This is a genomic window from Henriciella aquimarina, from assembly GCF_002088975.1.
Taxonomy (GTDB): domain Bacteria; phylum Pseudomonadota; class Alphaproteobacteria; order Caulobacterales; family Hyphomonadaceae; genus Henriciella; species Henriciella aquimarina.
Genome location: NZ_NCST01000070.1, coordinates 1 through 5,290, shown reverse-complemented (window position 1 = coordinate 5,290; position 5,290 = coordinate 1). Strand labels below are relative to the sequence as shown.

The following is a 5,290-nucleotide window of genomic DNA, read 5'->3' as shown; positions in this document are numbered from 1 at the left end:
CGGCGCGCGCCATGGCCTCACACACCACATCGCGCACCGCCTCGAGGCCCTCGGCCAGAAAATCCCGCTCGGCTGTCATGGCGGGAAGGATAGGAGGGAATGGCTATCCGGTTGGAGCGACTCTCGATAAGATTAGTTGGCATCGTTTAAAACAAAAGTAGAAATGGGTAAAAAGCGCAGCAAGAATCGACGGTCCAGGAAGTCGCAGACGCACCATGGGCGTCCCAATCCTCCAAGACTCCCACTCCGCTCAGAATCAGCGATATTCGCCGATCTAGAGACACTATGTGCCTCAACAGGATTTGTGCATGCCTTGGCCATCATGTGTAGGGAATATAATTACGTCGGCTACACAGGAGAGCTAACCAAAGAGGACCTTTTGCCAAGGTACTCTGCCGACAGGCTGATAGGCACAGAGCTCTCCACGCTGCATGGATTAATGCTGAAAGCCCCAATCAGTTTTGATGTACCTAAGCCAGATGTGTTCCAGAATTACATCGACGAAGCAAAAAGGCTCCTAGAAGAACTACATCAAGCGCTAGTAATCCCGATGATGGAATCGCTTCCATCGACAGAAAACAATTCAACTAATCCTTTCGCGGACGCGGCAGTTTTGCGTGAGTCGATTTTCTATTCGGCCGAGTCAGCCTATTCATTTCAGTATCGGGAATGGTTTTCGGAAAAGTATGGCGACGACACGGCCTGGATTACTAAACATAAGCACTTCAATGCGAAGAACGTATCCCATCTTCTCGATGCCATACTACATTTTCTCAATTCGCAGCACAGTAATCTTCGTCCTATCCTCGAAGGCCTGCCTGTGGAGGAGTGGTCCGTTTTGCCGGCATGCCGGTTGGACCTTGAGGCGATCTCTAAGCTGTCATGCGTAGACTTAAAGGAAGTTGAGTCCTTTGTAGATGCGTTTGCTCATGATGGCTCCGATCGGAACGCTACCTTCAGTTCTCTATCAGATTATAACGTCGCAAATGCTTATCCAATCCTGAAACACGCCAAAGGCGAGTATTACGTCTTCCAATTCCAAGCGTTAGCGCAGGCGGCTTACGAGACGCCCTTTTATTGGATGTCCAACGACGCCGAGTACTGTTCGGTCGCCTCGAATAATAGAGGTGTCTTTGCTGAAAGACTGTCAGAATCGTTTCTCTCGAAGATTTTTGGAGAGGCGCAGACGTATAGGGGCGTCGACATCTATGAAAGTAAGGGAAAGCGCATTGGCGAAGTAGACGTTCTCGCAGTTTTTGGAGACCGTGCAATCGTGCTCCAAGCGAAAACAAAGCGTCTTACTCTTAAGGCGCGCAAAGGCAACGACGGGCAACTACAGTCGGATTTTAAGAAAGCTGTTCAACAAGCCGCCGATCAAGCTTTCGCCTGTGCCGAAGCGCTTTTAGCCGATAGTCACAAATTGGTTGCTCAAGATGGCTCCTCCATACAATTAGCTGAACCGCTCTCGAGGATTCTCCCAATCTGCGTTGTGGCGGATCACTATCCGTCATTAAGCTTCCAATCTCGCCAGTTTCTGAAAATTGAGGATCATCCAAGAGTAGCGGTACCCTTGGTCACCGATGTTTTTGCACTCGATGCAATTACGGAAATGCTGAATACGCCACTCAGGCTCCTCAGTTATTTGGAGTTAAGGGCTAAATTCGGGGATCAGTTACTTTCGGGTCACGAGCTGACGCTTCTGTCATATCACCTGAAAATGAACTTGTGGGTACGCGACGACCTCACCTTCATGATGTTGGGCGATGACATTTCAGTGGATCTAGACATCGCAATGACAGCGAGGCGCGAAAGTGTTCCCGGGCAACGAACTCCTGAGGGCATCCTCACAAAGTTCGTAGGCACACCGTTTGATCGACTGATTTCTCAAATTGAGCGTGAGGCTCACCCAACGGCGATTGAATTGGGTCTACTAATGTTGGAGCTGGATGAAACCAGCGTGAGGGAGTTCAACCGTTACTGTGATCTGATGGCCTCAAACATGAATGAAGGCGCGGAGCAGCAGGACTTCACTATGCTGTTTGGCAAAGCTACGTCTGGCATAACCGTACACCGAAGTAGAAGGTCCGATAGCGAAGCGAAAGCTCGACTCAGCGCACATTGCCAAATCCGGAAGTATATAAGTCGTAGTGATGTTTGGTTTGGGATCCTGCTTAGCGCAACAGGGGAACTGACGGCGGCTGTGCAACTCAAACAGCCTTGGAAGTACGATCCTTCACTTGAAGAAGCATCGAAAGCCACAAGACTGAATTCTGCCGTCGCATCAGGTCAGAAGAAGCCAGGTCGGAATTCGCCATGCCCCTGCGGTAGCGGGAAAAAATACAAGCGCTGCTGCCTGCCAGAAAAAGATAATCTCACTTAAGCGGTCTTGATCTTCAGTCTGCCATCGAGGGGGGTGCACGCCGGCCACTCCCCCTCTCACTAAGGGCTTTTCCGCATTTCATGCGGCGGGCCGCTCCCGCAGACTGGGGCCATCTGAGCCCCAATAGACTGCAGGAAGTGCCGCATGACCACGCAACCGATACCCGCCGAGACCCTTCGCGTGCTCGTGACCGGCGGGGCGCGCGGCATCGGGGCGGCCACCGCGCGGCTGCTCGCCGAGGCGGGCGCGCAGGTCATGGTGGCCGACGTCCTCGATGAGGAGGGCGAGGCGCTGGCTGCAGAGCTGGGCGAGCGCGTCGTCTATCAATCTCTCGACGTCACGAAGGAAGCCGACTGGCGCGCGGCGGTGGCGGCGGCGAAAGAGGCGTTTGGCGGGCTCAATGCGCTGTTCAACAATGCCGGCATCCTCGCCTATGGCGGGGTCGAGACCTGCACGCCGGGCGACTTCCGCAAGGTGCTCGACGTCAATCTTTACGGCGCTTTCCTGGGCCTGCATGTCTGTGCGCCGGTGCTGCGCGAGGCCGGCGGCGGGGTGATCGTGAACACCTCCTCGACGGCGGGCCTGCAGGGCTATGCGGGGCTCGCGGCCTATGTCTCCAGCAAGTGGGGCGTGCGCGGCCTGACCAAGGCGGCCGCGCTGGACCTGAGCGAGGCGGGCATCCGCGTGGTGTCGCTGCATCCGGGGCCGATCACGACGCCGATGACGTCGGATTTCGGCCAGGAGATGGTCGAAGCCCAGCCCATGCCGCGCTTCGGCGAGGCCGACGAGGTCGCCCGCATGGTGCGCTTCCTGATGACCGAGGCGACCTTCTCGACCGGCAGCGAGTTCGTCATTGATGGCGGCGCGGTGACGGGGCAGAAACTGCACATGCCGGACTAGCCGGCTCAGGCGTTCTTGATCGTCAGCCCGCCATCGACCGGGATGTGCACGCCATTGAGGAAGCTCGCCGCCGGGAGCACGACCGACAGCGTGATATTGGCGACCTCTTCGGGAATGCCATAGCGGCGTAGCGGCACACGGCGCTTGGCGAAGATTTCCTTGTGCTCGTCGGGGATGGCGTCGGTGATGCCGGTGCGGATCGGGCCGGGGCAGATGCAGTTCACCGTGATGTTTTCCCGCCCGAGATCGACCGCGAGGCCGCGCGTCAGGCCGATCACGCCGTGCTTGGCGGCGGCATAGGGGGAATTGTGCGGGGTCGCGCCAAGGCCCTCAGTGGAGGAGACGTTGACGATGCGGCCCCAGCCGGCCTTGCGCATATGCGGCAGGGCAGCGGCGGCAGCGCGCTGGTGCGAGCTCAGCATGACGTTGAGGCTCTTGTCCCAGGAGTCCTCATAGCCCTCCTCGCCGAGATCGGCGAGCATGGCGAAACCGGCATTGTTGACGAGGATTTCCAGCCCACCGAAATGGGCCGCCGTCTCGTCGATGACGCGCTTGATCGTGTCGGGGTCGGAGACGTCCATCGTCCAGCCGCGCACATGGGTGATGCCGGCGTCCTTTATCTCCTGCACGACCGCCTCGACGGCCTCCGGGTCGAGATCGGTGACGGCGACATTGGCGCCCTCGCGCGCGAAGAGGTGGGCGGTGGCCCGGCCCATGCCGCTGGCTGCGCCTGTGATGAGGGCGGTCTTGCCTGCGATCGAGCGGGACAGCTCCTGATACGGCTCCATGGCGGGTCTCCTCTCCGATGTGTCTGTCTATCAGGGATAGGGTGTAGGCGCCGGGCGTGGGTTTCGTCCATGGGTGACGTGTGGGGAGGGCTGCAGGTGGCTTCATCCTTCGGCAGGCTCAGCAACTGTATTGGATGTCATGTTTTCTGAGTTTTGCGTTGAGGATTGTGAGGAGTTTTCTGGCGATAGCGATGAGGGCGAGCTTTGGAGGTTTTCCAGCGGTTCGCATGGCGCAGTAGGTCTGCTTGAGCCTTGGGTGATGGCGCGAGGCTGAGAGGGCGGCGAGGTAGAGTGCTTCGCGCACCCTTGCGCGCCCGCCCCAGACCCGGCGTTTTCCCCTGAAGCTTCCGCTTTCATGGGCATGGGGAGCAAGGCCTGCAAGGGCTGCGATGGGTCTTCGGGCCAGGTGTCCGAGCTCTGGCAGGAAGGCGAGCAGGGCTGCGGTTGTGACCGGTCCGACGCCCGGTTCGCTGGCGATGAGGCGGGCCCGGCCAGCCAGGGTGTCATCGGCCTCGATATGGACCGCGATCTCCTTGTCCATGGTGACGATCTGTCGGGTCAGGCCTGCGATCCTGGCTTTCAGCCGCCGCACCAGCGGGCCGCAGCGATAGCGTTCGAGCTGGTTGAGACAGGCTTTTCGGGCTTCAACAAGATCATGCCGGTAGGCGTGAAGCTCGCGCAGGACCTGCACGCCGGGTGCGGGTGGGACGTGCACCGGCAGGCTGATCTGGCCGGCCATGGCCGACAGGAGCCGGGCATCGACACGGTCTGTCTTGGCCAGCACGCCAGAGGCGCGGGCAAACTCGCGCGCCTGGCGCGGGTTGACCCGGTACATCCGCACGCCAGCCTGGCTCATCGCCCGTTCGAGCGCTTCGCCATAAGGGCCTGTGGCCTCGAAGACGATGGATGGGGGAGCCAGCAGACAGAGGGTATCGAGCCCTGCCGCATCATTGGACAGCCGGTGAAAGCAGCCGTCACGCGGATCGAAGACATCGAGATGCGTCTTGGAAATATCGACGCCGAGAGCAGGGTGTGACATGAAGAAAATCCTGTCCTTGTCATACGGGGTCGGCTGTCACCGCCCCTGGCAACTGTTCAGGCGACACAACTGTCGTACCCGGCAGGCGAGCCCCTGGCTGAGCCACGATCCGTCAAATCAAGGATGAGAACGGGGTCTCGCCTGCCACCCCTCTATCGCACACTTCAAACAGACAAGGATGAG

General features: G+C 58.7%; 4 protein-coding genes. 2 read left to right on the top strand and 2 right to left on the bottom strand.

The window, feature by feature from the left end:
* The first annotated feature begins 322 nt into the window (after nt 1-322).
* Both B8784_RS11100 and B8784_RS11095 read left to right on the top strand, forming a co-directional pair.
* Nucleotides 323-2,380 (top strand): YecA/YgfB family protein, encoded by a 2,058-nt coding sequence (locus B8784_RS11100; protein ID WP_407646484.1) that lies wholly within the window; start codon nt 323-325, stop codon nt 2,378-2,380.
* Nucleotides 2,381-2,524: 144 nt separating this feature from the next.
* The gene (locus B8784_RS11095; protein ID WP_084398024.1) at nt 2,525-3,280 is read left to right on the top strand and encodes an SDR family oxidoreductase; all 756 of its coding nucleotides are present in this window, start codon (nt 2,525-2,527) and stop codon (nt 3,278-3,280) included.
* 5 nt (nt 3,281-3,285) lie between these two features.
* Here the strand turns inward: B8784_RS11095 and B8784_RS11090 are convergent, their stop codons facing one another.
* Nucleotides 3,286-4,068 (bottom strand): SDR family NAD(P)-dependent oxidoreductase, encoded by a 783-nt coding sequence (locus tag B8784_RS11090; RefSeq protein ID WP_084398023.1) that lies wholly within the window; start codon nt 4,066-4,068, stop codon nt 3,286-3,288.
* Nucleotides 4,069-4,186: 118 nt separating this feature from the next.
* Nucleotides 4,187-5,107: a transposase gene (locus B8784_RS11085; protein WP_084396516.1), complete on the bottom strand. Its 921-nt coding sequence runs from the start codon at nt 5,105-5,107 to the stop codon at nt 4,187-4,189.
* Nucleotides 5,108-5,290 lie beyond the last annotated feature (183 nt).

Coding starts and splice junctions, on each gene's coding strand:
- B8784_RS11100 (WP_407646484.1), top strand. CDS start 323: ATGTGTAGGGAATATAATTACGTCGGCTACACAGGAGAGCTAACCAAA.
- B8784_RS11095 (WP_084398024.1), top strand. CDS start 2,525: ATGACCACGCAACCGATACCCGCCGAGACCCTTCGCGTGCTCGTGACC.
- B8784_RS11090 (WP_084398023.1), bottom strand. CDS start 4,068: ATGGAGCCGTATCAGGAGCTGTCCCGCTCGATCGCAGGCAAGACCGCC.
- B8784_RS11085 (WP_084396516.1), bottom strand. CDS start 5,107: ATGTCACACCCTGCTCTCGGCGTCGATATTTCCAAGACGCATCTCGAT.